At 74.0% G+C, this 577-nt stretch carries 1 protein-coding gene; it reads left to right on the top strand.

What is annotated here, in order from left to right:
• Positions 1-65 precede the first annotated feature (65 nt).
• Positions 66-577, top strand: a 512-nt coding sequence (locus B7L92_RS37635; RefSeq protein WP_255311350.1) for an IclR family transcriptional regulator, incomplete at its 3' end; no start/stop codon positions are given.

Raw genomic sequence — 577 nt, 5'->3', positions numbered from 1 at the left:
GCGGCTTCGCGGTGCAGGGTGCCGACAAGGCTTACCGTCCCGGGCCCGCGCTGTACCGGCTCGGCATGTCGCACCGCTCCGACTACGAGCTCGTCGAAACCGCCCGCCCGCACATGCTGTGGCTCAACGGCAAGCTGGGCGAGACCGTGCACCTGGTGGTGCGGTCCGGAGCCGAGGCTCGCTTCCTGCACAGCATCGAGGGCACGCATGCGCTGAGGGTCGGCAGCCGTGCGGGGGCCGCCCTGCCGGCGCACCTGGCTTCGGGCGGCAAGGCACTGCTCGCCGAACTGACCGTCGCCGAACTGACCGAGATCTACGGCCCCGGGGGCGGAGCGCAACCGGACACCGACCCCGAAACGCTGCACGGCAGGCTCGCCGCCGTACGCCGCTGCGGCTATGCGATCAGCATCGGGGAGACCGAGCGGGGCGTCTCCGCCGTGGGGGCCGCGGTACGGGAGCCCGGCGGGCGCGCCGTCGCGGCCCTCATCGTGTCGGCGCCGTCACTGCGCTTCACCCGGGCTCGCATCGACGAGGCGGCCGGGGTGCTGCGGGATGCCGTGCGGCGGATGGAGGCCGC

The organism is Streptomyces viridosporus (assembly GCF_002078235.1).
GTDB classification, from domain to species: Bacteria; Actinomycetota; Actinomycetes; order Streptomycetales; family Streptomycetaceae; genus Streptomyces; species Streptomyces viridosporus.
Note: the sequence above shows the minus strand (reverse complement) of the source record. Positions and strands in the feature narration are given on the sequence as shown.